25 protein-coding genes and 1 other RNA gene are annotated in these 25,323 nt (G+C 36.7%); all 26 read left to right on the top strand.

Translation table 11 applies throughout. From position 1 onward, the window contains the following. The first annotated feature begins 17 nt into the window (after positions 1 to 17). The 26 genes from yedE to KO172_RS07900 all read left to right on the top strand — a co-directional run bounded on the left by yedE (position 18) and on the right by KO172_RS07900 (position 25,322). The gene (yedE, locus tag KO172_RS08025) at positions 18 to 1,094 is read left to right on the top strand and encodes a YedE family putative selenium transporter (RefSeq protein ID WP_215493323.1); all 1,077 of its coding nucleotides are present in this window, start codon (positions 18 to 20) and stop codon (positions 1,092 to 1,094) included. Further along, entirely contained in the window at positions 1,084 to 1,296 is a 213-nt protein-coding gene (locus KO172_RS08020) for a sulfurtransferase TusA family protein (protein ID WP_215493321.1), read from the top strand. The genes yedE and KO172_RS08020 overlap by 11 nt, the downstream gene beginning before the upstream one ends. Continuing rightward, entirely contained in the window at positions 1,274 to 1,546 is a 273-nt protein-coding gene (locus KO172_RS08015) for a putative Se/S carrier protein (RefSeq protein ID WP_215493319.1), read from the top strand. The genes KO172_RS08020 and KO172_RS08015 overlap by 23 nt, the downstream gene beginning before the upstream one ends. A 292-nt stretch (positions 1,547 to 1,838) precedes the next feature. After that, on the top strand, positions 1,839 to 3,251 hold the full coding sequence (locus tag KO172_RS08010; protein ID WP_215493317.1) for a copper amine oxidase N-terminal domain-containing protein: 1,413 nt from the start codon (positions 1,839 to 1,841) through the stop codon (positions 3,249 to 3,251). 18 nt (positions 3,252 to 3,269) lie between these two features. Next, positions 3,270 to 3,860, top strand: a complete 591-nt coding sequence (locus KO172_RS08005) for a hypothetical protein (protein WP_215493315.1) — start codon at positions 3,270 to 3,272, stop codon at positions 3,858 to 3,860. A gap of 155 nt (positions 3,861 to 4,015) precedes the next feature. Beyond that, positions 4,016 to 5,266: a CCA tRNA nucleotidyltransferase gene (locus KO172_RS08000; protein WP_215493313.1), complete on the top strand. Its 1,251-nt coding sequence runs from the start codon at positions 4,016 to 4,018 to the stop codon at positions 5,264 to 5,266. After that, the gene (glmM, locus tag KO172_RS07995) at positions 5,263 to 6,591 is read left to right on the top strand and encodes a phosphoglucosamine mutase (protein ID WP_215493311.1); all 1,329 of its coding nucleotides are present in this window, start codon (positions 5,263 to 5,265) and stop codon (positions 6,589 to 6,591) included. The genes KO172_RS08000 and glmM overlap by 4 nt, the downstream gene beginning before the upstream one ends. Before the next feature lies 1 nt (position 6,592). Next, entirely contained in the window at positions 6,593 to 7,639 is a 1,047-nt protein-coding gene (gene mnmA, locus KO172_RS07990; protein ID WP_215493308.1) for a tRNA 2-thiouridine(34) synthase MnmA, read from the top strand. A 2-nt stretch (positions 7,640 to 7,641) separates the two neighbouring features. Then, positions 7,642 to 8,637, top strand: coding sequence for a nucleotidyl transferase family protein (locus tag KO172_RS07985; RefSeq protein ID WP_215493307.1), 996 nt, complete (start codon positions 7,642 to 7,644; stop codon positions 8,635 to 8,637). Beyond that, complete coding sequence (locus tag KO172_RS07980) at positions 8,624 to 9,748, top strand: GNAT family N-acetyltransferase (RefSeq protein ID WP_215493305.1); 1,125 nt, start codon at positions 8,624 to 8,626, stop codon at positions 9,746 to 9,748. The genes KO172_RS07985 and KO172_RS07980 overlap by 14 nt, the downstream gene beginning before the upstream one ends. Before the next feature lie 72 nt (positions 9,749 to 9,820). Further along, positions 9,821 to 10,169: a transfer-messenger RNA gene (ssrA, locus tag KO172_RS07975) on the top strand. Positions 10,170 to 10,488: 319 nt separating this feature from the next. Further along, positions 10,489 to 11,100, top strand: a complete 612-nt coding sequence (locus KO172_RS07970) for a helix-hairpin-helix domain-containing protein (RefSeq protein ID WP_215493303.1) — start codon at positions 10,489 to 10,491, stop codon at positions 11,098 to 11,100. A gap of 4 nt (positions 11,101 to 11,104) precedes the next feature. After that, on the top strand, positions 11,105 to 12,148 hold the full coding sequence (selD, locus tag KO172_RS07965) for a selenide, water dikinase SelD (RefSeq protein ID WP_215493301.1): 1,044 nt from the start codon (positions 11,105 to 11,107) through the stop codon (positions 12,146 to 12,148). A gap of 7 nt (positions 12,149 to 12,155) precedes the next feature. Beyond that, complete coding sequence (selA, locus tag KO172_RS07960; protein WP_215493300.1) at positions 12,156 to 13,538, top strand: L-seryl-tRNA(Sec) selenium transferase; 1,383 nt, start codon at positions 12,156 to 12,158, stop codon at positions 13,536 to 13,538. After that, the gene (gene selB / locus KO172_RS07955; protein ID WP_215493298.1) at positions 13,538 to 15,451 is read left to right on the top strand and encodes a selenocysteine-specific translation elongation factor; all 1,914 of its coding nucleotides are present in this window, start codon (positions 13,538 to 13,540) and stop codon (positions 15,449 to 15,451) included. The genes selA and selB overlap by 1 nt, the downstream gene beginning before the upstream one ends. A gap of 6 nt (positions 15,452 to 15,457) precedes the next feature. Continuing rightward, a complete protein-coding gene (locus KO172_RS07950) occupies positions 15,458 to 16,141 on the top strand; it encodes a response regulator transcription factor (protein ID WP_215493296.1) in 684 nt (227 codons plus the stop codon). A gap of 3 nt (positions 16,142 to 16,144) precedes the next feature. Further along, positions 16,145 to 17,713: a putative polysaccharide biosynthesis protein gene (locus KO172_RS07945; RefSeq protein WP_215493294.1), complete on the top strand. Its 1,569-nt coding sequence runs from the start codon at positions 16,145 to 16,147 to the stop codon at positions 17,711 to 17,713. Positions 17,714 to 17,850: 137 nt separating this feature from the next. Next, the gene (locus KO172_RS07940) at positions 17,851 to 18,150 is read left to right on the top strand and encodes an HU family DNA-binding protein (RefSeq protein ID WP_215493292.1); all 300 of its coding nucleotides are present in this window, start codon (positions 17,851 to 17,853) and stop codon (positions 18,148 to 18,150) included. A gap of 98 nt (positions 18,151 to 18,248) precedes the next feature. After that, complete coding sequence (locus KO172_RS07935; RefSeq protein WP_215493291.1) at positions 18,249 to 18,488, top strand: RNA-binding S4 domain-containing protein; 240 nt, start codon at positions 18,249 to 18,251, stop codon at positions 18,486 to 18,488. A 19-nt stretch (positions 18,489 to 18,507) separates the two neighbouring features. Continuing rightward, positions 18,508 to 18,816, top strand: a complete 309-nt coding sequence (locus KO172_RS07930) for an FtsB family cell division protein (RefSeq protein WP_215493288.1) — start codon at positions 18,508 to 18,510, stop codon at positions 18,814 to 18,816. Positions 18,817 to 18,840: 24 nt separating this feature from the next. Continuing rightward, positions 18,841 to 19,323 carry a S1 RNA-binding domain-containing protein gene (locus tag KO172_RS07925; protein ID WP_215493287.1) on the top strand — a complete coding sequence of 161 codons (483 nt, stop codon included), beginning with the start codon at positions 18,841 to 18,843 and terminating at the stop codon, positions 19,321 to 19,323. A gap of 97 nt (positions 19,324 to 19,420) precedes the next feature. Continuing rightward, positions 19,421 to 20,776, top strand: a complete 1,356-nt coding sequence (tilS, locus tag KO172_RS07920; protein WP_215493285.1) for a tRNA lysidine(34) synthetase TilS — start codon at positions 19,421 to 19,423, stop codon at positions 20,774 to 20,776. Further along, the gene (gene hpt, locus KO172_RS07915; RefSeq protein WP_215493531.1) at positions 20,766 to 21,314 is read left to right on the top strand and encodes a hypoxanthine phosphoribosyltransferase; all 549 of its coding nucleotides are present in this window, start codon (positions 20,766 to 20,768) and stop codon (positions 21,312 to 21,314) included. The genes tilS and hpt overlap by 11 nt, the downstream gene beginning before the upstream one ends. Position 21,315: 1 nt before the next feature. Then, a complete protein-coding gene (ftsH, locus tag KO172_RS07910; RefSeq protein WP_309557692.1) occupies positions 21,316 to 23,127 on the top strand; it encodes an ATP-dependent zinc metalloprotease FtsH in 1,812 nt (603 codons plus the stop codon). A 99-nt stretch (positions 23,128 to 23,226) separates the two neighbouring features. Further along, the gene (locus KO172_RS07905; RefSeq protein ID WP_215493281.1) at positions 23,227 to 24,435 is read left to right on the top strand and encodes a DUF819 family protein; all 1,209 of its coding nucleotides are present in this window, start codon (positions 23,227 to 23,229) and stop codon (positions 24,433 to 24,435) included. A gap of 134 nt (positions 24,436 to 24,569) precedes the next feature. Beyond that, positions 24,570 to 25,322: an ECF transporter S component gene (locus tag KO172_RS07900; RefSeq protein ID WP_215493279.1), complete on the top strand. Its 753-nt coding sequence runs from the start codon at positions 24,570 to 24,572 to the stop codon at positions 25,320 to 25,322. Position 25,323: the final 1 nt, after the last annotated feature.

Genomic DNA, 25,323 nt, shown 5'->3' with positions numbered 1-25,323 from the left:
TATAAAGGAGGGATATTATGAAGAAAAAACAAAATTTAATGATCTTCATTGGAGGCGCCATCATCGGTATAATCGGAGCCTTATTGATGCATTTCGGAAACCCTGGTAACATGGGTATCTGTGTTGCATGTTTCTTTAGAGACATAGCTGGAGCTTTAGGCTTGCACAGTGCAGCCGCAGTTCAATATATAAGACCAGAAATCATCGGTTTTGTATTAGGAGCTTTCATCATTTCCATAGCTACAGGCGAGTTTAGAGCAAAGGGTGGTTCAAACCCAGCACTTCGTTTCGTATATGGTTTCTTAATGATGATAGGTGCACTTGTATTCTTAGGCTGCCCACTTAGAATGCTTCTAAGAATCGGCGCAGGAGATATGAACGCAGTAGTAGGTTTATTAGGCTTCATTGGCGGTATATTGGTAGGTATTGTATTTATTAAAAAAGGTTACTCACTTGGTAGAAACCATGATCAATCAAAATTGTCAGGACTTATTATGCCAATATTTGCAGTATTGCTTTTAGTACTAGCAATAGCTAAGCCTATGTTCATTCACTTCTCAGAAAAAGGACCAGGCTCAATGCATGCACCACTTGTTATGTCATTATGCGCAGGTCTTATAGTTGGAGCAATCCTACAAAGAACAAGACTTTGTACAGCTGCAGGCTTTAGAGACGCAGTTTTAATCAAAGACTTCCATTTCCTATATGGTATAGTAGGTATAGTTGTAGCAAACGCAGTATTAAACATGGCACTTGGACAATTCAAGTTTGGCTTTGCTGAACAACCAATTGCACACACAGAACACCTATGGAACTTCTTATCCATGGCACTAGTTGGTCTAACAGCGGTATTACTTGGAGGCTGCCCAATCAGACAAACAATACTAGCTTCACAAGGTGATACAGACGCATTCATGACAGTTATCGGTCTTATATGTGGAGCTGCAGCATCACACAACTTTAATCTCGCTTCATCAGGCAAGGGAGCAACACCATCAGGTAAAATTGCTGTAGTAGTAGGTCTTGTAGTAGTAGCATTAGCAGCATGCTATATCATAGCTGAAAGAAAGAGAGGTACTCAAAATGGCAAATAATGTAGTAGATGCAAGAGGACTTTCTTGTCCAGAACCAGTTATATTAGCAAAGAACGAAGCTGATAAAGGCACAAAGAACTTCACAGTACTAGTTGACATAGAAGTTGCTAAAGAAAATGTTACAAGGATGTTAGAAAACGCTGGATACACAGTATCAGTTAAAAAAGACGGAGAAGACTTTGAACTTACAGCAACAAAGTAATGTTGTCATAGTAACATTCTATTCAATATCGTCGTGCCTGATGTTAAAAAATAAACTTAAAGAACTAGGCGTAGAGTCACTAATTATACCGACACCTAGAGATCTTTCTTCATCATGTGGCAACAGCTTAGCTACATCGATTAAAAATAAAGAATTACTCAATAAGGTGATAAGTGAGTTCGATTACGAAGTCGATAGAGTAGAAGACTACCTCTTATATGAAAGTGAAAAGTTAAAAGAAATTTTATAATGGATGAACAGCTACCACGTGATATGGGTGGCTGTTTTCTTTTTTTGAAAATAATTTAAAAAATTTGCTAAATGTATCGATAGATATAAAAAACATATCAAGTATGATAAAAAATATATAGAAAGATCAAATTTATAGTAAAAACAAAAATTTATACAAAAAACAGCTCTTTTTCTTACATTTGAAGAAGACTATACAAAATATAATTTTAAATAAAACTAGAAATATTTATAAGCATATTGTATAATTAAGATAAAGTAAAAATAAAATTATACACAAAGGAGAGTTTATAATGAAAGTCAAAAACGCAATATTAAGTACAATTATCGCAACACAAATTTTAAGCACAGCAGCACTTGCAGCACCAGACGAAGCAATTAAAGAATTTAACAAGGTTCCGGCAATCAAACAAGAGATTAAACACTTCCAAGGCGAAGTAAAACTATTCATCATCAAAGACGGAGAAAAAGTGAGAGTCGATCAAAAGATGACAGACGGTTTAAGAGTAGTTAATGGAAGAACATGCGTAGGAGTAAGAGACCTTGTAAACGCAATCGAAGGAGCAAAAGTTGAGTGGGACGGCACTAACCACATTGTTGACATCACATATGCTGACAAGATAATATCATACCCAGTAGGAAAACCACTTATGTGGGCAGATGGCAAAGCAGTAACCATAGACGTGCCAGCACAAATCGACCCACAAATATCAAAAACATTCTTGCCTATAAGAAACATAGCAGAAACATTAGGCTATAAAGTTGATTGGGACAACAAAGCAAAGGAAGTAGTCCTAACACCAGGCGCAGGCACAGGAATAACAACAACAGAACAAACAAAACCAACAACAACACAAAACAAAAACGGTAAATTTATATTATCTAGTGGAGAAGCACTACCAGACTTTAATAACCCACCTAATGAAGCTAGATATAAGTTGAGTGAAGCAGACTTTATTGATAATGGCGACGGAACAGAAACATTTGCCAAGGGAACTCCTTGGGAAGCAACACTTCCTAAACAATATAGAAGAGTAGAATCATCTCCAGCCCATACAGACTTTAAAATCGTAGGAAACAATGGACCAGATGATAGAATCGGAACCTATGTCTTTGGTCAAGGAGAAGAGTATTGGGAAAAAGCATGGAATGATATGCATAATTTTAATCCAAACTCAGATACTTTTAATTATTTAAATAAAGAAAAAAATATTAAAGCATCACCTACTAGAACATTTTTTGCTAATGATGAAGCATATGCAAAAGTAGAAAAATTTTTAATTGGTAGAGAGATTAAAAAAGAATATGTAGATGAATTCAATAAAAAAGCTAAACTTACTGGTTCTTGGGGTAAAGCTATAAACTTTTTTAAAAAAGATGATGAGTTTTATGATGCCACAGGTATAATAGATCCTAGCTTTAATTATTTAAATTACTCAAAAGGATATTTCTACACACCATATTTTATTGAAACTGATAATAGAGGAGCATTAGTATTAACTACAGATGGTAGATTATTTATGCCAGGAGATAAAGTAGGAGAATATGAAGTAGATAAAATACTAGTAGCATTTAGAAAAAAATGGTTAGTAATAGATGTTCCAAATACAAAATTTAAAGTTAGAAATCCATATAAAAATCCTGGACCATGGGGTGGAGCTGTAATATCAAATAACGATAATAAATTAATAATGGCAGAAAAATAATTTGGAAGGTGATAAATAATGAAGTTAAAATCAAATATTATTAAAGTATTGAGCGTTTTTCTAGCGCTCTTTTTAATTGCAGAAACTGTTGTACATGCTAATGACACTCCAACAATAGATAATACAGGATCTACTGGAACAACTGTAGGTGGAGAACCACAAATAAGTGCAGTTCCATTAACACGAGCAGATATTCCACCAAATAAAGGACAATCTAAGACATATGATGGTGATAATTTACACGGTTCAATATTGACAGTTACAAATAAAGGTGATGGTAATGTTCGAGCTGATGCATTGATACCAGTCACACCAGCTATAGAGGAAAACGGACAAGTTATACCACCAAATGTAAATGATTTGAGACATGGTACAGAGGTTACAGCTGAAAATACAAAAATTTATAATGAAAATTTGCAAAATTTTTATAAAGATGCCAAACAGGCACTTATGAAATGTGTTGAAAAGAGTTTTGTTCAAATAGATGGTCAGTGGTATATTAAATCTGGTTTTGAAGGAAATATGAATGATGCTGCTAAAATATCAAAAACATTTGAAATGGCACAATTTTTGAAAGAGAGATTGGGTACAATGGATGATAAAATTTAGTATCAAACATCATAGCTGTTATTTTTATTGAACAGCTATGAATTTTGATTTTTTCTTACATATATGGTATAATTCTTTATATTATGAAAAATTTAGACTACGCGATTGATGTATTGAAAAGCTTGAAGGGTTCCTCATACATTGTTGGAGGTGCTGTGAGGGACTATTTGCTATGCAAGGACGTCTATGACATCGACATATGTACTGCAAAGAAGCCTGATGAAGTGGCTAGTCTTTTAAGTGACTATGAGCTTGATACTAAGTTTATGAACTACGGCTCTGTTAAGATCAAGGGCGAGCCTTCGATTGAGATTACTACCTTTAGACGCGAGGCTGGCTACCGCGACGGTAGGCACCCTAGCATTCTAAGCTTTACTAGTGATGTCAAGGAAGACCTTCTTAGGCGCGACTTCACCATCAACACCATGCTCATGGATGAGAACAAGAAGATATATGATTTTCTGGATGCTAAGAAGGACCTCGATGCTAAAATTTTGCGAACAGTGATTGATCCATATGAAAGCTTTGCCAAGGACTACTTAAGGATACTTCGCTTAGTGCGTTTTGCTGCAAAGCTCGGCTTTGAGATAGAAGGAGAGACTTTTAAGGCTGCGAAGAAATATGCACCTTATGTAAAAACTCTCTCTATGGATAAGTTCAGAGAGGAGTTTAATAAGATTTTGCTTCTTGACAATGCTCATTACGCGTTTACTCTTATGCATGATTTGGGACTATTAAAGGAAGTTTTACCTGATATAGATAGAGAGTTTAATTACGACCAAAACAATCCTTATCATAGCTATGATTTATTTACGCATACTATGAAGGCGGTGGAAGCTACTGAAAAGGACCTTGCTACACGTCTTGCGGCTCTATTTCATGACGTTGCAAAGCCAATAACACGCTCTGAAGATGGGTCTGTGTCGCACTACTACGATCACGACAAGGTCGGCGCCGAGATGGCAGTTGATATTTTGAAAAAATTTAATTATGATAAAAAGACTATAAAACTAGTTCATGACCTTATTTTAAAGCATATGAAGCAGGACCCAAACTTTGGTATCAAGGCTGTAAGAAGGCTTTATAATTATTATGGCAAGGATAATATCTATCGCTACCTTGACCTAATTAGGGCTGATACTGTTGCTACGAGACCTGGTAGGGAGCTTGACAATATAAATAAATTTACATCTTACATAAAAGAGATAGAGGCAAGTTTGGACGACAGTGGTGTGTTAAAACTTGCGGTTAGTGGTGATGATTTGATTGCCATGGGATACAAGCCAAGTAAGAAATTTAAAAGTGCGCTTGGCAAAATTAAGGAGAAAGTGAGTCTTGGGGAGCTTGAGAACGATAGAGAAACTTTGCTCCCACTTCTTAAACAATATATGGAGGAAGAAGAATGAAGAAATTATTTGGAACAGACGGCGTTAGAGGCGTCGCTGGAGAGTTTTTAACGAGTGAATTTTCATACAAACTTGGAAAATATATAGCTGACTATTTTATGGATGGAGAGAGCAAAAAAGTTTTTATAGCGACTGACACAAGAGAATCAAAGGATATGATTAAGCTATCACTTGCAGCTGCCATCACATCTATGGGACTTGATGTATACGATTTAAACGTAACATCTACACCAGAAGCAAGCTATATAATCAGCAAGAATGATTCTTTATTCGGTATAGTTGTATCTGCTTCACATAATCCATATGAATACAACGGCATCAAAGTCTTTAATAAGCATGGTTACAAGCTTGCCGACGAAGTTGAAGAAGCTATTGAAACGAATATGCTTGAGGATAAGGAGCTTAAGAAGGCGGACCACTTTGGTAGATATATCACTGACGAGCTAGATAAGACAGCTTATACTGATTATTTGCGCTCGCTTATGAAGGATTACACAGGTCTAAAGATAGTTTGCGATATGTCTAATGGCGCGAACTACGTGACTGCTAAGGAAGTTCTTGATAGATCTGGAGCTGAGATGATATATATTCATGACGAGCCAAATGGCAGAAACATCAACTTGAATTGCGGCTCAACACATCTTGAGTCACTTATAGAGACTGTTAAAGAAGAGAAAGCTGATATCGGCATAGCCTTCGATGGAGACGCGGATAGATTGCAAGTAGTTGATAATGAAGGCAAGATCATGGACGGGGACCATATACTTGCGGCGCTTGCGACATATTTGAAAAAGCATGATAAGCTTAAGAAGAATAAACTTGTTGCGACTATAATGTCAAACATTGGCCTTAAGAAGTATCTTGATACTATTGGCGTAGAGCTTGATGTGACAAGTGTTGGCGATAGATATGTTTTAGCTGAACTAATTAAGGACGACTTATCACTTGGCGGAGAGCAATCTGGACATATAATATTAAAGGATTATCAAAATACTGGTGATGGTCTACTAAGCGCCATCTTCCTAATCAATGCTATGACCGAGCTTAAAAAGACTTGCGCTGAACTAAACGGCCTTATGAAGACATATCCACAAGTACTTTTAAATGCAAAAGTAAGTAACGATATTAAGAATAAAGTTTTAGACATAGCAAGCGTTAAGAGTGCTATAGATGATTTAACAAAGAATAATCCAGACATGAGAGTTGTCATTAGACCATCAGGCACTGAACCGCTTCTAAGAGTAATGCTTGAAGGCGAAGATGAGGATGAACTTAGAAGATTAGCTAAAGATTTAGTTGATTTGATAGAAAGAGAGACGAAATAGTTTGAAGAGAGTTTTAATAGCTTTATCGGGCGGGGTCGACAGCTCCGTTAGCGCATATTTATTAAAAAAGCAAGGTTACGATGTTGTAGCTATTACGTTTAATTTGTGCGACGATATTATTAAAGATAATTACAGAAAGATGATAGAGGATGCAAAGAGAGTATCTGATTACCTTGGCATAGAGCACCATGTCGTTGATTATAAAGATGACTTTAAGGAGAGGGTTATAGAACCCTTCATACGCGAGTACGAGCTTGGCCATACACCAAACCCTTGCATATTCTGCAACAAGAACATTAAGTTTAAGAGATTTCACGATGAGATGAAAAACTTTGATGCTGATTTTATTGCAACAGGCCATTATGTTGAGAAGTACGACGAAGGCGGAATTCACTACTTAGAAAAATCATCTAATATCAGAAAAGATCAAAGCTATTTTCTATACAATATTAAGCAAGATCAGTTAAGGGATGCGATATTCCCAGTTGGAGCTATGGATAAGGATAAAACTAGAGCCATTGCCAAAGAAGCTGGCATACCTGTATACAATAAGAAAGATTCGCAAGAGATTTGTTTTATTGCAAATGATGATTATAAGGCATTTTTAAATAAATATTCAGAAAATATTAGCAAGAAGGGTCTTATTAAGGACAAAAGTGGAAAAGTTTTAGGTGAGCATGATGGTATTAGAAACTACACCATAGGTCAAAGGCGTGGGCTTAATGTCGCCTTAGGACAAAGAGCCTTTGTAACAAAGATTGATCCAGTAAATAACGAGATCATTCTTGGACCAGAAGAGGACTTATTCAAAAAGACTGCTCTTATAAAAGATGTGAACCTTATCTCTATTGATGAGATTGATGAAGACAAGGTCTACACTGCAAAAGTTAGATATAGGTCTAGCGACGAGAGAGCAAAAGTAAAGAAAAATGACGACGGAACTTACACAGTTAATTTTGAAGAGCCGCAAAGAGCGATCACTCTTTCGCAAAGCCTAGTTATATACGACGGCAGAACTGTTGTAGGCGGCGGCATTATAGTGGACTAATTATGTTTTATGTAGATAGACTAATAAAAGGCTCGTCAAGCGAGAAAGAACTTATTGACTTCTTAGCCTTGCGTGATGTGACTTATGAAGACGTTGATGCGAGCTTTATCATAAGAGACAATGCTAATATAGTTGCGACTGTATCAGTAAAGAAGAATCTAATTAAATTCTTCTACATTGACGATAAATATCAAGGCGAGGGCTTGGCTATCGATCTAATTAATAGCGCTCTTGAAGAGATTATTAATAAGGGATATAGAAACTACTTTGTATTTACAAAGACAAAGAACGAGGGTATATTCACTTCCTTGTCTATGGATGCGATAGAAAAGACAGAAGACGTTGTTTTGCTAGAAGGCGGCTTCTTTAAGTACAAAGACTGGACTCAAAGCATAAGAAGTGAGCTTGACAATAAAGAGTATAACGCCATCGTTATGAATGCAAATCCACTAACACTTGGTCATGAGTACTTAGTAGACAAGGCTTTGGAAGACGATAGAGACTTAATCATCTTCGTCTTAGAAGAAGATGCATCATACTTTAGTACTAAGGATAGATACGAGATAGTGAAAAAGCACTATCAAGACAATGAAAGAGTTCACGTCTTTAAATCAGGGCCTTACATCATATCTAGATTAACCTTTCCAACATATTTTTTAAAGAAGGATACAGATAAGCTAAAGGTATATACAGAGCTTGATGCAAAGATATTTGCAAGGCATATTGCGAAGGACTTAAATATTAAAAAGAGGTACTTCGGTACTGAGCCCACTGACAAAGTTACTGAAAAGTACAATGAGATGATGAAGAGTATACTTTCACAATACGGCCTTGAAGCTGTATTTATAGATAGAAAAATGATTGACGGTGAATACGTCAGCGCATCAAAAGTTAGAGAGGAATTTAAAACAGATTTTATAGCTGTGAAGAACTTTTTGAGCCAAGACGTGTATGATTATTTAAAAGAAAGAAGAGGTGCTTACCTTGATAACGATTAAAGAGGTTAACGATAAGAAAACACTTAATGATTTCGTGGACTTTATCTATGAAAATTACGAAGGAGATAAAAATTTTGTGCCGCCACTAAGAGCGGACTATAAAAAGTACGTTCAAGGCGTTGACAACGACCTTAACGAAGCAGGCCCAAACACAAAGTACATCTGCTACGATGATGAAAAGGTGGTAGGCAGACTTTTAGTTGGAGTAAACAATATTCTTAATAAGCATCATGGATACAAGGAAGGCTACATCTCATTATTTGAATGCAAGGAGAATTACGAGTATGCAAAGGCGCTTCTTGATAAGGCCATAGAGTTTTTAAAGTCGCATGGCATGACAAAGGTCAAGGGGCCTCTATCACTACCAGGCGGAGAAGATAACAGAGGCTTCATCATAGATAACTTCGACGCACAACCATTCATTATGAACACATACAATAAAAAGTACTACAACGACTACTTCGTTAAGTATGGCTTTGAGAAGTATTTTGACTGCTACGCATACAAAGACACTATAGGCAACGCCGACATAGATAGATATGAAAAGCTAGTTCCATATGCAATGAAAAAATTCGACTTTAGAGTAGACAACATAGACCTTACGAATGTCGATAAGGACGCTATGGACATAATGCATGTGCTAGAGAGAGCCTTACCGCGCGAGTGGGACGACTTTGCTCCACCAAGAGAAGAAGAGATAAGAAAGATAGTTAAGCAGCTAGTGCCATTTGCCGATTCGGAGCTTATCTTCATAGCTAGAGACAATAAGACAAACGAGCCAATCGGTTTTAATATAACACTGCCAGACTATAATCAAGCTATTAAGAAGATGAATGGAAAGATGTTCCCATTTGGTTTCTTAAAATTCTTGTATTACAAAAGAAAAATAAACAGAATTAGATTCTTTGTTTTATTCGTAGTACCAGAGTATAGAAAGAAGGGCGTTACTAGTGTGATGTACCTAAAGACATATCTTAACGCACTTAAGAAAGGCTACACAGAGCTTGAAGGTTCGACAATTTGGGAGTACAATAGAGACATGATGAACGACGTTGAAAGCTTTGGAGCAAAGATTAATATAACATACAGAATATATCAAAAGGAAATATAGCTATGGGTGCCTTGTGCACCTTAAGCTGCCTTGTTATGTATTAGAGCCTACTGGGTAATAATAAAATACCACGGGGATGAATTTGGTTTCGACGGGGATTTGGAATTTAGAATAGCGAGCCGGATTGATGGATACGTTACATCTGTCAAAAAAATATAAACGCAGAAAACAATAATTTTGCATACGCTGCCTAGTTAGGCTAGCTCTCAATATAGAGTTTTCTCGTACGGCTTTATATTGGGTCAACTTAGACGAGAAGATCTTTTAGCCAAGCTTAAAAGTTAAAAGATTATTTTAAAGCTAGCTAAGACTTGTTTTGTTTCTTAAATTGGTCTTAGTGAAACTTTATAAGAAACTGCGCTCGGAGAAGTTCTTTAGGAAGGGTTTTCGGACATGGGTTCGACTCCCATCATCTCCACCACATAGGTTATAGACTTGGTCTATAGCCTTTTTTTATGTTTATGGTGCCAAGCTTGTCACTATATAGCAAGCCACTCACCATATAGAAAGCCACTCATCATATGCTAAGCCTCTCTATATATAGCAAGCCACTCACTATATGCCAAGCCATACACTATATATGTGGCTTCTAAGCATATGCCCTGCGAGTCAATGTTTAATATGGACAGTAAGTGCATATAAGTATAAGTGATTGCAAGCATTGCAAAGCTTTATGAATAAAAGTTCACAAAGTTGTTTCATTTTTATCAAATTTATGGTATAATATATCTGGTGATTCTATGGACATCGATAAAATTAAGAGGGGACTTAAGATAGTACTTATAGTCGCACTTATTATAATATTTGTAAAGGTAATGAATACAGACTTTTTTAGCACTAGTGATGATGGTATTACTGTGCAAAAGGCTTATGACTCAAGCGCGAAGGACTCTTTAAATGACGAGAGTGATGAGGACGGTGGATACATATACACTCACATCACGGGCGAGATTAAAAAGCCTGGTGTATACAAGATGAAGGCGGGCACTCGTATGGACGACCTTGTTAAAGAGGCGGGCGGTTTGACTGATGATGCTGACATTAATCAGATTAATCTATCTGAAAAGCTTGTTGATGAGGAGAGGATCATAGTTCCATCAAAGAGTGAAGCTAGCGAAGAAGGCATAACTAGCGCGGCGATAGATGCTAAGACTAAGAAGATCAACATTAACAAAGCGAGTCTAAGTGAGCTAATGACGCTACCTGGTGTCGGAGAGAAGACTGCACAGAAGTTTATTGATTACAGAGAGCAGAAGAAGTTTAAAAAGATTGAAGACGTGATGAACATAGAAGGCATTGGAGAGAATAAATTTAAAAATATTAAGGACTATATAAGTGTAAACGGAAGGTGATTATATGAGTAATGACTTAAACGTAAAATTAACAAGTTTTGCTAAGACATCTGGCTGAGCGGCTAAGGTAAAACCGGAGGTTTTAGATCAAATATTAAAGGGACTAGAAAAGAGTGCACCAGATCCAAATCTATTGGTAGGTTTGGAGACTAGTGATGACGCAGCTGTGTACAAGGTAAGTGAAGACAGAGCGATCATAGAAACTTTGGACTTCTTCACTCCAATAGTTGACGACCCATACACATTTGGACAGATTGCAGCAGCAAACTCACTATCTGACGTTTATGCTATGGGCGGTGAACCTATACTTGCGATGAATATATCGTGTTTTCCAAACTGTCTATCGCCAGAAGTATTAAAGCTAATATTGAAGGGCGGCTTTGACAAGGTTAAGGAAGCAGGTGCCTTGCTAATAGGTGGACACACTGTTCAAGATGATGAGCTTAAGTACGGCATGAGCGTTACAGGCTTTGTTCATCCAGACAAAGTTTTGAGGAATACTGGAGTTAAAGAAGGAGACGTCCTTATATTAACAAAGCCACTTGGCCTTGGAATAATTAACACTGCTGTTAAGGGCGGCATCTGTGACAAGGATGCTTTGGATGAAGCAACTTTAGTAATGAAGACTCTTAACAAGAAGGCAAAGGACGCTATGGAAGGACTTGATGTGCATGCCTGCACAGACATTACAGGTTTTGGACTTATGGGTCACGTATACGAAATGCTTAGAAACACTGACGTTACCGTTGAGATCTATACAGAGAAATTACCTGTACTAAAGGGAGCTCTTGACTATGCGATGATGGGTCTTGTACCAGCAGGTGCATATGACAACAGAATTTTCGTTGGTGAAAACTTTAGGATAGATTCTGAGATAAAAAGGGAGATGGAGGACCTTTTATTCGACCCACAAACTTCTGGAGGACTACTAATATCCTTGTCAGAAGAGGATGCAAAGACATACATGGAAAGGATAGACCTTCCATTTGGAGTTGGCATAATTGCAAAAGCAAAAAAATTCGACGATAAATATATTTTAATTAAGTAGGTGTGATATGAATTTATTTAGAATGATACCAGGCGTTGATCAAGTTATGGAGAATGAAGAGATTAAGAAATTATTCGAAGTTCACGACGCTGGACTTATTAACGATACTATAAGAAATATCTTAGACGAGATGAGAGAAGCGATAAAGAATGGTCTTGATGAAGAAGGCCTTAGAGAGAGGCTTAAAAACATTGAAAAGTCTGTTGCACAAAGGCTTGAAGATGAGCTAAGCTATAGCCTAAGACCCGTAATAAATGCGACAGGTGTAATCATACATACCAATCTAGGTAGGTCAAAGCTTCCAAAATCAGCTCAAGAAAATATTGTGAGGCTCTTATCAAGCTACTCTAATCTTGAGTATGACCTTGAAAGAGGCGAAAGGGGTCTAAGATACTCCCACATTGAAGAAAAGCTTAGGAAGATTACTGGAGCAGAAGCGGCACTTGTAGTTAACAATAACGCTGCAGCCGTTATGCTTGTGCTCGACACACTTAGCAAGAACAAGGAAGTTATCACTTCAAGGGGCGAACTAATAGAGATAGGTGGATCATTCAGAATACCTGATGTTTGCGAAAGAAGCTTAGCGACACTTAGAGAGGTCGGCACAACTAATAAGACTCATCTAAGAGATTATGAAAACGCTATAAATGAAGAGACTGGAGCTATACTAAAGGTTCATACATCAAATTACAAAATTTTAGGCTTTACTGAAAGCGTTAATGCAAGTGAACTTGCTAGTATAAAGGGAGACTTGCCACTTATAGAAGACCTTGGTTCAGGAGTTTTAATCAATCTTGAGGACTATGGTCTTGAGCATGAACCAACTGTTATGGAATCGGTTGCAAGTGGCGTTGATGTTGTTACTTTCAGTGGGGACAAGCTTTTAGGTGGTCCACAAGCGGGCATCATAGTCGGCAAAGAAAAATACATCAGTCAAATCAAGAAGAATCAACTGCTTAGAGCACTTAGAGTAGACAAGATGACTATAGCAGCTCTTGAAACGATACTAAACTATTATATAGACAAGAATAAAACATTTGAAATACCGACTATAAAGATGATAACAGAAAGCTATGTATCCATAGATAAGAGAGCGCAAAAGCTATTAGCTATGCTTGAAGGCATAAAAGGAGCTGAACTGAGCGTAGTTGAAACAGCATCAGAAGTAGGTGGAGGCTCACTTCCAAATCAATTCATCAAGTCTAAAGCAATTGAAATTGAGCCAAAGAATATATCTACTGCAAAGCTTGAAGAAAAACTTAGACATCTTGAAATACCTATAATTGTAAGGATATATAAGGACAAAGTGCTTCTTGACTTAAGAACTATAGACGAGGAAGAATACGAAATTATTGTAAGCGAACTTAAGGGGATACTAGGAGAGAGATAGTGAAACATTTAATACTTGGAACTGCAGGTCACGTTGACCACGGCAAGACTTCTTTAATACGCGCACTAACTGGCAGACAAACTGACAGACTTAAGGAAGAACAAAAAAGAGGAATATCGATAGAGCTTGGCTTTACTTACTTCGATCTTGAAAAGGATTTAAGAGTAGGTATAGTTGACGTGCCAGGACATGAGAAATTTATCAGAAATATGGTGCAAGGCGTTAGCGGCATGGACCTTGTTATGCTAGTCATTGCTGCTGATGAGGGTATTATGCCTCAAACTATAGAGCACCTTAACATACTTACTATGCTTGGCGTAAAGCATGGCTTTGTTGCTCTTACTAAGACAGACTTAGTTGATGAGGAGTGGATAGAGCTTGTCACATCAGACATCAGAGACTCACTAAAAGGAACTTTCCTTGAAAACTCTGAGATAGTTAGAGTATCTAACAAGACCTTAGAAGGCATTGATAATATAAAAGCGATACTTAAAAAGCATGCAGATAGTTTTGAAAAGGAAGAGAAGAACGATACACCGAGACTACCTATCGACAGAGTCTTTGTTATATCTGGCTTTGGAACCATAGTAACAGGCACGCTTATGGATGGACAGCTATCTCTACAAGATGATATAGAGATATATCCTGAGAGAATTAAGACTAAGATTAGATCTATACAAGTGCATCAAGAGTCTGAAGACGTGGCTTATGCTTCACAAAGATGCGCACTAAATATCCCTGGTGTTAAGAAGGAAGATATACATAGGGGCAGCGTAATTAGTTACCCTGATGCACTTCAAAATACCAACCTTATAGACGTTAAGATTGAATGTATTAAAGACCAAGACAGATCCATAAAGAATGCATCGAGAGTCTTCTTATATATAGGAACTGAAGAGATACTTGCAAGAGTGGTGCTTTTAGATAAAGAGGTGCTTAACCCAGGAGAAGAAGGCTACGCACAGCTAATACTTGAGAGCGAAACAGTTTGCAAGAGACTTGATAGATTCATACTAAGGTTCTACTCACCAATGTCGACTATAGCAGGCGGCGTTGTGCTAGAGACTAATCCAAAGAAGAAGAAACGTTTTGACGAAGATGCAGTTGAAGAGTTTAAGATAAACGAAACAGGTTCGGATACAGACGTTCTAAATAATCTTATCTACACAAGACAGACAGACTTCTTGAACAAGAAAGAGCTTGCAAAACTACTTAGCAAGTCAGAAGAGTCAATAGACTCAGAGTTAAAAGATTTAGCAAATGAAGGAACTATAGTTGTTTACGAACTAAAGAACGGTTTATATCCAATCTCATTAAGATACATTCACGATATAAATGAAGAACTTATACTTCACTTAAATAAATATTACGAAAAATATCCATTAAGAAGAGGAATATTCAAAGAAGAGATAAAGAACAGATTCTTTAAGAAGCTTAACAACAATCAAAAACTTTATGAGAATGTGCTTGATCTTATACTTAAGGAAGACAGCTTAGAGTTAAATGGCGAGCTAGTTTCAATCAAGGGTTACGCACCAAGTCTTTCAGATGAGGACAAAAAGTCCATGGACATGGTATTAAAATTGGTTGAAGACAGCAAATATGAAGGCATAACAAAGGATGAAATCCAAGAGAAGATGAAGATCAATAATGAATTTTTATCCGAAGCTTTGCAAGACTTGCAAGCAAGCAAGAGCATATACAGGCTTCAAGATGACTTCATAAGCTACAAGGCCTTCTTAGATGCAAGAGAAGAGCTAATTAAGTTTTTAAATAAGAATCAAGAGATAAGTCTTGCTGAGTACAGAGACCTTATCTCGTCAAACAGGAAGATATCGCTTGCTTTGCTAGAGGACTTTGATAAGACAAACTTAACAAAGAGGCTTGGCGATAAGAGAGTATTAAAAAGGTAGGTATATATGCAAAAGATTTTACTTATAGATAGTGATGAAACCTTTGTTCAGGGGCTAAAATACAGTCTTGAGCAAGATGAGTATCTGATAGATACTGCATATAGTGCTGAAGAAGCATCAAAACTTCTTAAGCCGAACGAGTACAATTTAATAATTATGGAGATAGATTTGCCAGACAAGAGCGGTCTAAATCTATGCCAAGATATAAGAAGAGCATCGAATGTTGCCATCATCATATCAACTAACAATAAGGAAGAGATTAAGAAGATACTCGCACTTGAATATGGCGCAGATGACTTTTTAGTTAAGCCTTACAATATACTTGAGCTAAAGGCAAGGATGAAGTCACTTTTCAGAAGAGTGCAAGGCGCAAACGATGATGCAAAGAACAACATGCTTGAGTTTAATCACTTCACAATCAACACCATAGGCAGAAAACTCTTTAAAGATGGAGTTGAAATTTCGCTTACAGGCAAGGAGTTCGACCTTTTATATATACTTGCATCGAATAAAGAACAAGTGTTCTCGAGAAAGGACCTTTTGGAGAAGGTTTGGGGCTATCAATTCTATGGCGATGAAAGAACTGTTGACGTTCACATAAGAAGGCTTAGAAACAAGATAGAAGAGAGCAGCAAGAGACCAAAATTTTTAAAGACTAAATGGGGGGTAGGCTACTACTTCGTAGATTAATATATGGAAAAGAAGAAAACTAGTAAATTTTTTAAAAATACATTTATACTTGTATTAGCAGGCATCGTAGTTAAAATCATAGGTGCCGTGTACAGAATACCAATAACAAACATCATCATGGATACAGGGATAGGCTACTATCAAGCGGCTTATCCAGTGTATCTAATACTGCTGACTATATCGACAGCAGGCCTACCTGTGGCAGTTGCCAAGCTTGTATCTGAAAACTATGCTTTGGGTAGGATAAAAGCAGCACACAAAGTATTCGTAGAGTCGACAAAACTTATGTTTGCCTTAGGCATAATAAGTGCACTCTTTGTATACGTGTTTAGCCATCAAATAGTTGGCTTTTTGCAAAATGAAAACAGTTGGTACTCATTAGTTGCACTAATACCTGCCCTTGTATTCTCACCTCTTATGTCATCATTTAGAGGCTTTTATCAAGGTAAGGACAACATGGTGCCAACAGCAATCTCACAAGTTATAGAGCAGCTCTTCAAGCTCATCTTTGGACTAATACTAACAAAGTATGCACTTAATATGTATGGAGTTGCAGTTGCTGCAGGCGCTGCGCAATCAGGTGGTTCGATCGGAGCCTTTTTTGGCTTTTTATTTTTGCTTGCAGTATTTTTATTAAAGTATAAAGATTATAAGAATGAAAAGCAATTAGACCAAAGCGGTTTTATGTACAGCGATAGTGAAGTTATAAAAAACATACTATCCATAGCAGTACCTATCACCATAGGCGCGTCAATCAATCCAATCATGGACTTTATAGATACAAAGCTTGTCTTTATGAGACTTACTGATATAGGTTACACTATAAGCGAAGCAAACGATATGTTCGGTTGGCTTAAAGGCATGGCAACTACCCTTATTAATATGCCACAAGCAATATCCATAGCCTTGTCGATGAGTATAGTGCCTTTAGTATCAGCTTGCATGGTTAAAAAAGATTTTGATAAGATGCATCAAACAATATATTCAGGACTTAAGTTTACTTGTCTTTTTGCATTTCCATGCACACTTGGCTTTATAGCGCTAAGTAAACCAATCATAAGCTTGATATACTACAACAACTCTCCTGAGGCCATAGAAGGAACAGCACAGCTACTAAGCATACTATCTGTAAGTCTTATCTGTCTATGTATGATACAGATACTAACAGCAATACTTCAAGCAGTAGGCAGACCTGAAAAGCCGGTTAAAAATCTTTTCATAGGTTCAGCGGTTAAAGTAGTTTTAACGTATGTACTAACAGGCATAAGCTTCTTTAATGTAAAAGGAGCAGCAATTAGTACAAACATTGCCTTCATTCTTGCAATGGTATTAAACTATATAGACCTTGAAAAAATACTTGATAAGAAATACAATTTGCTTTCATATGCACTTAAAATTTTAGCTGTAAGTATAATTATGGCACTAGCAGTTAAAGTTTCATATGATATATTGAGCATTAAGTTCTCACTTTTAATATCAATATCAATATCAATTTTGCTTGGAATAATAGTTTATGGAGGCCTCGTACTCTTACTAAAACTAGTAAAAATTGAAGATTTTATATCAAAATAGCAAAAAAATCGCTATTTTTTCAATAAAATTACAAAAAAATGTAAAAAAACCTTGATTTTTAGAGAAAATAGGTTATAATATAAGTATAGAAGGGCCACGAATGGCTTTTCAAGCACTTTTTAAAAGGAGGATTTATCATGAACAAATCTCAATTAGTTGCAGCTATGGCTGAAAAAACTGAAATGACTAAAAAAGATGTTGAAGCTTGTCTAAACGCTTTCACAGGTGTTGTTACTGACACACTTAAAAAAGGCGAAAAGGTTCAACTAGTAGGCTTTGGTACTTTCGAAGTAAAGGACAGAAAAGCTAGAGAAGGAAGAAACCCTAGAGATCCTAAGCAAAAAATAAAAATTCCTGCATCTAAGGCACCTGTTTTCAAAGCTGGTAAGACTTTAAAAGAAACAGTTAACACTAAATGCAAAAAGAAATGTAAATAATCTAATTTGATGTTTTTCATCAAGTAAGATTTTTACGACACAATAAGTAAAAAGTCAGGCTATGCCTGACTTTCTACAATGTACATAAGGGTGATTTTATGAGACTTGATAAGTTTTTAAAACTATCGAGAATTATTAAAAGAAGAACAGTAGCTAATGACGCTGCGAAAAGCGGCAAGATACTTATAAATTCAAAAGTAGCTAAGCCAGGTGATGATTTAAAGGTTGGAGACATTATAACAACAACATTTAATGAAGACCACAGAAGCTATGAGGTAGTATCTTTGATGGAGAGTCCAAACAAAGATCAAGCTAAGCTGATGTATAAAGAGCTATGATTTGTAAGGAGTGGTGATTATGAAAAAAAGTAAAAAAGGTGGAATCACGGCATTCAAATTAGGACTTATTTCATTGTTTCTAATCGTGTCAATCCATTTTTATAATCAAATTGTAACTTACAATAAATTAGTGAAAGAAGATAAGGCAAAGCAAGAAGAGATTGCAGAACTAAAGGATGAGATATCAAACGTAAAGGTATTGCTTTCTAAGTCTAAAACTCAAGAATTTATTGAGCTAATAGCAAGAGATGAATTAGGTATGATTAAGCCTAAAGAGATAAAGGTTGTTGACAAAGTCGACACTGACATATTTAAGGAAAACAAATAATAATTAAGGAGGATTTTGTTTTTTATGACGCTTTCAGTTGGAGACATCGTGAGTGGAAAAGTAGTTAATATAACTAAATTTGGTGCTTTCATCGAGATAGAAGGTGGCCAAAACGGTCTTGTACATATCTCGGAGATATCGAACGATTATGTTGAAAATGTTTCAGACGTTTTGAAGAAGGGACAAGAGGTTAAGGCTAAAGTTTTATCGAATGAAAACGGAAAGCTAAGTTTGTCAATTAAACAAACTCTTCCAAAAAAAGAATTTCCTAAGCAAAGAGATTTTAATAATAAAAAAGATTTCCCAAAGGCTAAAAAAGATTTTTCTAAATCTCAAGCTAGAAAGCCATATACTTGGGAAGGAGAAAAAACAGAAACAGAAAATTTAAGCTTCGAAGACAAGATCTCAAGATTCTTAAAAGAAAGCACTGAGAAGATGGATCAAATGAAGTTTAAAGAGAACAGAAGAAGTAGTTATCATGCAAAGAAAGGTGACTACAAGAATTAATCGTTTTTTCGATGTAATATGATTTTTCAAGGTTGGACGGGTTTAGTTCAGCCTTTAATTTTACTTTTAAATAAATGTATTGTATCAGAGGTTTCTTATGAATAGTTTAGAAAAGTTCAAAAATTTCATTAAAGAAAACAATTTAATATCTAAAAATGATACTATAGTCAGCGCGGTCTCTGGTGGCTCTGACTCTGTTTTTATGCTTGAAATGCTTTTAAGTATAAAAGATGAGTATAATCTTAATCTTATAGTGTGCCACGTAAACCATGGGCTTAGAGGTGCAGAGGCACAAAGGGATGAAGACTTTGTAAGGGGGCTCGCACAGAAGAACTGCCTTATATATGAGGTGGAGCACATTGATATGCAAGGCTATGCTAAGAGTCACTCGCTTACATGTGAGGAGGCGGGTCGCAAGCTTAGGTACATCTTCTTTGAAAAGCTTAAGGATAAATACAAGGCTAATTCAGTTGCCATAGCTCACAACAAAAACGACGTTGTTGAGACTATGTTTCTAAATATATTTAGAGGAGCAGGCCTTGATGGTCTTGAGTCCATACCTCTGAGAAGGGACTTTTATATAAGGCCGATACTTTGCTTTGACAAGAAAGAGATACTTAAGTATATAAAGGATGAGGGCATACGATATGTAGACGACTCTACTAACTTTACTAATGATTACAAGAGAAACATCATTCGTAACGAAATCTTGCCTCTTATAGAGAGGGACTTCAATGATAATATCATCTCATCTATGACAAGGCTTGCATCTATTGCAAAGGAGAATAACTCTTACTTAGATGCTATACTTAAGGACAAATATGAAGCTATAGTTACTGAGAAGAGCATTATTAGAGATGCATTTAATGAACTTGATCACTATGAGAAAACTTTAGTTCTTAGAAAATTTTTAAAAGAGCATCTTCAGTATCTAAACAACATTAGCAAGGACAATATTGAAGATATGATTAATTTAATTTCGCTTGAATCGGGTAAAAAGTATGACATAGATGGCAAGTTTTATCTTATGAATGATTTTGATAAAACTACTCTCAAAGACTCTAGTAGCAATGAGAAAGTAGAAGAAATATCTCTTGACTTTAAATTAGATAAAGCATACAATATTTATGGGACTAAGTTTAAATTCGTTTTAAGCGATAGAGTGCTTAGCAAGAAGTATTTAGATTACGACTTATTAAGTGGTAGGCTTATGATTAGGAATAGAAGAAGTGGCGACAGATTCAACCCCTTCGGCATGCAGGGCTCTAAGAAGATTAAAGACTACTTCATAGATAAGAAGGTATCTAGTGAGGAAAGAAGTAAAGTTTTATTCCTTACAAATGATGACGAAATTGCTTGCGTTATTGGCTACGACATTGCCAATAAGTATAGAGCGAGTGATAAAACTAAAAAGTATTTAAACATTATAATGGAGGATAATGATGGCTTATAGAATTAAAGAAATTATGTTCACAGAAGAACAAATTCAAGAAAAAGTTTTAGACTTAGCAAAGGTAATTACTGAAGATTACAAGGGCAAGAATCCGATATTTGTTGGGATATTGAAGGGCAGTTTTGTATTTATGGCTGATTTAATTAAAAATATCGACAATCATGAGCTTAGAGTTGACTTTATGAGAGCATCTAGCTATGGATCTAAGACTAAGTCTGATGGTAAGGTTAATATAAAGCTGGATATGGAGTTTGATCCAAAGGGTGAGGACATACTTATCGTTGAAGATATTATTGACTCTGGCTACACTCTTAAGTGCCTTCACGAGTACTTATTAAACAAGGGTGCTAAGTCAGTTAAGATCGCAACACTTCTTAACAAGAGCGAAAGAAGAGTTGTAGACATAAAGGTTGACTATGTTGGTTTTGAAATACCTGATAAGTTTATCATTGGATATGGTCTAGACTTCAACGAACACTTAAGGAATTTACCGTACATAGGAGTCTTAGATGAGACTTGTTTAGGTGAGGAGGAATAATTTGAAGAAATCTTTATATAGAAATCTTATTGTTTATGCACTGATATTGATACTTGTCTTTTTTTCATTGAGATTCTTCTCAGATGGATTTTTTTCTGATGACAAGGCCAATGTCAATACTTTCATAAACGATATTAAAGATGGAAAAGTAAAAAGGATTAGCCAAGAGGGCTATGGTTTTAAATATACAAAGAACGACGGCAAGAATGATTATGTAGAAGTGGATCCTAATGTTTGGCAGTCTATATATGATGACTACGTTAAGGATAGAGTCATAGCTAATAAGATTCAATACGACGTTACTATGCCAAGGGACAACTCTATGATGATGAATATAATCATGATGGCAGGATCCATGCTATTCTTTATATTCATTATGCGTGCGCTGCTTGCACCAAGAGGACAAGATACAGGGAGCCCACAAAATTTTGGCAGGTCAAGAGCTAGAGAGTCAAAGGCGGTTAATGGTAAAGTTATCAAGTTTGCTGATGTAGCAGGACTTGTCGAAGAAAAGGAAGAACTATTTGAGATAGTTGACTTCCTAAGGAACCCAATGAAGTATATCAAGCTTGGCGCGAGAATACCGAAGGGCGTTTTGCTAGTTGGTGAGCCTGGTACAGGTAAAACATATCTATCAAAGGCTGTTGCTGGCGAAGCAGGCGTTCCATTCTACACTATATCCGGTTCAGACTTTGTAGAGATGTTTGTAGGTGTTGGTGCTTCAAGAGTTAGAGATTTATTCCAAACAGCAAAGAAGAACGCACCATGCATAGTCTTCATCGATGAAATCGACGCTGTTGGTAGACAAAGAGGCGCAGGCCTTGGCGGCGGCAACGACGAAAGAGAGCAAACACTAAATCAATTACTTGTTGAGATGGACGGTTTCTCTCAAAACGAAGGCATCATCGTTATGGCTGCAACTAATAGGCCAGACATACTTGATAAAGCTTTATTAAGACCAGGCAGATTCGATAGAAATATCTACGTATCGCTTCCTGATGTGAAGGCAAGAAAGGCAATACTTGAAGTTCATGCAAGAAACAAAAAGCTTGCTGATGATGTAGACTTGGAGAATATTGCAAAGAAGACAGTTGGTTTCTCACCGGCAGATCTTGAGAACCTTCTTAATGAAGCGGCTCTACTAACTGCTAGAGAAAACTTAGATGTAATACCAATGAGACTTGTTCAAGAAGCTTCCATCAAGGTGGTTGCGGGACCAGAGAAGAAATCACAAACTGTTATAGAAAAAGAAAGACAGATAGTTGCATATCACGAAGCAGGTCACGCTATAGTTAGCCATTACACAGATGAGTTATATCCTGTCAATATGATTACTATAGTACCGAGAGGTAGAGCAGGCGGCTTCACAGAGTATCTTCCAAAAGAAGACTTTAATTACACAACTAAGTCCATGATGGAGAATATGCTTAAGTCCTTACTTGGCGGTAGGATCGCTGAAGAGATTATCTTCAAAGATATATCTACAGGAGCGTCAAACGACATAGAAAGAGCGACAGACATTGCCAAGAGCATGGTTACTGTCTATGGTATGAGTGAAAAGCTTGGACCAGTTTGCTATGACAACGAAGGCGAGAACGTCTTCATAGGCAGGGACTATGGCAGAACAAAGGTTTACTCAGAAGAAGTTCAATATGCCATCGACCAAGAGATTAAAGACTTCATATTAAAGGCGAAGGAAGAAGCAACACAAATTCTTCTTACACACAAAGAGCAGCTTGAAAGATTAGCTCAAACACTTCTTGAAAAAGAAACAATCAATAGAAAAGAATTCTTAGAAGTTCTTGGAGAATAATATACAAAGCGTTTGTTTACTCAGACGCTTTTTTTTTCTTGTAAAAATTAAAACTTCGTGTTATACTAAGTCTTGTAATTTATTTTAAGGAGTTAATATATGTTTAGTACAACATTAATATCACAAGACAACACATGGGCTCTGTGGACGGTACTATCGTGTACTGCGGCCCTAGCTATATATTTAGAGCAAAAGTACAAGTGGGCAAACAAAGTAACAGCTTGCATAATCTCAATCTTTACAACACTTATACTGTCAAACTTAAACATCATACCTACAAAGGCAGCTGTATATGATTCGGTTTGGAACTATGTCGTTCCTTTAGCAGTACCTATGCTATTATTCAAAGCAAATATTAAGAAGATAGCGAAGGACTCAGGTAGACTATTTTTCATCTATATAATAAGCTCTATCGGCACCTTACTAGGATCCTTCATAGCCTTCTACATCTTGCGTGGCCAAATAAAAGATCTTGCGAAGATTATGCCGATGTTTACCGGCACATACACAGGTGGCAGCGTGAACTTTGTTGCGATGGCGGATAACTATAAAGTCGATCAGTCCATAACGAGCGCGGCACTCGTTGCAGACAACTTGCTCATGGCTTTATACTTCTTTGTGCTCATAGCCTTGCCAAGTATAAATTTTATATATAAGCGCTTCACTCATCCATATATCGATGGCCTTGAGAGAGAAAAGAGCGATGAGACTAAGACAAAGGCGGCGCAGTTTTGGAAGGCAAAGGAGATCTCGCTTCTAGACATCGCTAAGGTTATAGCGACAGCCTTCTTCATAGTTACTCTCTCAGACGCTATAGCAAGATATTTTTCATACCTTGTGCCAAAGTCCACTGTCTTTATGCAGCTAGTAAATGCCTTGCTTTCTAACAAGTACCTCATCATGACAACTATGACCATGCTAGCTTCATCAGTCTTTAGCTCCTACTTTGAACGCATGAGCGGCAGTCAAGAGATAGGCAGCTTCCTTATATATTTATTCTTTGCGGTGATAGGTGCGCCTGCCTCACTAAAGTTAATCATAGAAAAGTCGCCACTGCTCTTATTATTAGCAGCGATTATAGTCCTAGTTAACCTAATCATATCTCTTATCTTTGGAAAGCTATTTAAGTTCTCCATAGAAGAGATCATCATCGCGTCAAACGCCAATGTTGGTGGTCCAACTACAGCAGCTGCCATGGCGGTATCTAAGTCTTGGGATTGTCTTATTGCTCCTGCGCTACTAGTAGGCACACTAGGTTATGTCCTAGGTAACTGGTACGGCATTATAGTCGGAACTATACTTAAGTAAATATTTTCACTTTAAGCAGTCTTGTATGGCTGCTTATTTTTTATCCATAAACATTGTAATGATAGAGAGTTTTGTGCTATAATATTTATCGTAAACAAACGGTATCCTTAGTGAACCGGAATGGAGGTAATATTATGAATACGAGCAAGAACTCGAAACGCATCGCTTTCGCAGCTATCTACATAGCTATAGTACTACTATTTGCATTTACGCCTATAGGCTTTGTGCCAGTCGGCTTTACGAATGCAACAACACTACATATACCTGTTATACTTGCAGGCATACTAGAAGGTCCACTTATTGGGGCCATAGTCGGTTTTGTCTTTGGTATAACAAGCATCATCAACGCAGTACTTAAGCCAAATCCTATATCTTTGGTTTTTCTTAACCCCGTGATAGCGGTTGTGCCAAGAGTACTTATAGGTCTTTTGTCGGGCTTAGTCTTTAAGTTTATGAGCAAAAGAGAAGAAAGGACAAACAAGATCATCACACTTGGGGTATTTGCACTGATATTCATCTACTACTTAAGGTGGCTTCTTCTAAATATAGGAAGTCCCGATATTAAAATGCTAGTAAAAGTAGTAAATCTTGGATTTTTAGTAATTACACTTATGATAATCGCATTTATCATGATGGGCTCTAAGAAGTACAGACTTGACATAGTTGTTCCAGCCTTCGTTGGTACTATAGCAAACACAGGACTAGTCTTGTCCTTTATGTACTTAATTTATGGAAGCTTTATAGAGGGAGCGCTTGGACTTGAGGCAGGTGCTGCGAAGGGCTACATACTCGCTATCGCAACTACAAACGCAATACCTGAACTCATCATATCCATAGTCGCTGTTACGGTTATAGCTTCAAGAGTATTATCAGTTGAGAGGAGATAAT

The sequence above is a fragment of the Fenollaria sporofastidiosus genome (genome assembly GCF_943169635.2).
GTDB classification, from domain to species: Bacteria; Bacillota; Clostridia; order Tissierellales; family Peptoniphilaceae; genus Fenollaria; species Fenollaria sporofastidiosus.
Note: the sequence above shows the minus strand (reverse complement) of the source record. Positions and strands in the feature narration are given on the sequence as shown.

What these genes read in the sequence shown, in the direction of transcription:
- yedE (WP_215493323.1), top strand. Translation starts at nt 18, where the DNA reads ATGAAGAAAAAACAAAATTTAATGATCTTCATTGGAGGCGCCATCATC.
- KO172_RS08020 (WP_215493321.1), top strand. Translation starts at nt 1,084, where the DNA reads ATGGCAAATAATGTAGTAGATGCAAGAGGACTTTCTTGTCCAGAACCA.
- KO172_RS08010 (WP_215493317.1), top strand. Translation starts at nt 1,839, where the DNA reads ATGAAAGTCAAAAACGCAATATTAAGTACAATTATCGCAACACAAATT.
- KO172_RS08005 (WP_215493315.1), top strand. Translation starts at nt 3,270, where the DNA reads ATGAAGTTAAAATCAAATATTATTAAAGTATTGAGCGTTTTTCTAGCG.
- glmM (WP_215493311.1), top strand. Translation starts at nt 5,263, where the DNA reads ATGAAGAAATTATTTGGAACAGACGGCGTTAGAGGCGTCGCTGGAGAG.
- KO172_RS07985 (WP_215493307.1), top strand. Translation starts at nt 7,642, where the DNA reads ATGTTTTATGTAGATAGACTAATAAAAGGCTCGTCAAGCGAGAAAGAA.
- KO172_RS07970 (WP_215493303.1), top strand. Translation starts at nt 10,489, where the DNA reads ATGGACATCGATAAAATTAAGAGGGGACTTAAGATAGTACTTATAGTC.
- selA (WP_215493300.1), top strand. Translation starts at nt 12,156, where the DNA reads ATGAATTTATTTAGAATGATACCAGGCGTTGATCAAGTTATGGAGAAT.
- KO172_RS07950 (WP_215493296.1), top strand. Translation starts at nt 15,458, where the DNA reads ATGCAAAAGATTTTACTTATAGATAGTGATGAAACCTTTGTTCAGGGG.
- KO172_RS07945 (WP_215493294.1), top strand. Translation starts at nt 16,145, where the DNA reads ATGGAAAAGAAGAAAACTAGTAAATTTTTTAAAAATACATTTATACTT.
- KO172_RS07940 (WP_215493292.1), top strand. Translation starts at nt 17,851, where the DNA reads ATGAACAAATCTCAATTAGTTGCAGCTATGGCTGAAAAAACTGAAATG.
- KO172_RS07935 (WP_215493291.1), top strand. Translation starts at nt 18,249, where the DNA reads ATGAGACTTGATAAGTTTTTAAAACTATCGAGAATTATTAAAAGAAGA.
- KO172_RS07930 (WP_215493288.1), top strand. Translation starts at nt 18,508, where the DNA reads ATGAAAAAAAGTAAAAAAGGTGGAATCACGGCATTCAAATTAGGACTT.
- KO172_RS07925 (WP_215493287.1), top strand. Translation starts at nt 18,841, where the DNA reads ATGACGCTTTCAGTTGGAGACATCGTGAGTGGAAAAGTAGTTAATATA.
- tilS (WP_215493285.1), top strand. Translation starts at nt 19,421, where the DNA reads ATGAATAGTTTAGAAAAGTTCAAAAATTTCATTAAAGAAAACAATTTA.
- hpt (WP_215493531.1), top strand. Translation starts at nt 20,766, where the DNA reads ATGGCTTATAGAATTAAAGAAATTATGTTCACAGAAGAACAAATTCAA.
- KO172_RS07905 (WP_215493281.1), top strand. Translation starts at nt 23,227, where the DNA reads ATGTTTAGTACAACATTAATATCACAAGACAACACATGGGCTCTGTGG.
- KO172_RS07900 (WP_215493279.1), top strand. Translation starts at nt 24,570, where the DNA reads ATGAATACGAGCAAGAACTCGAAACGCATCGCTTTCGCAGCTATCTAC.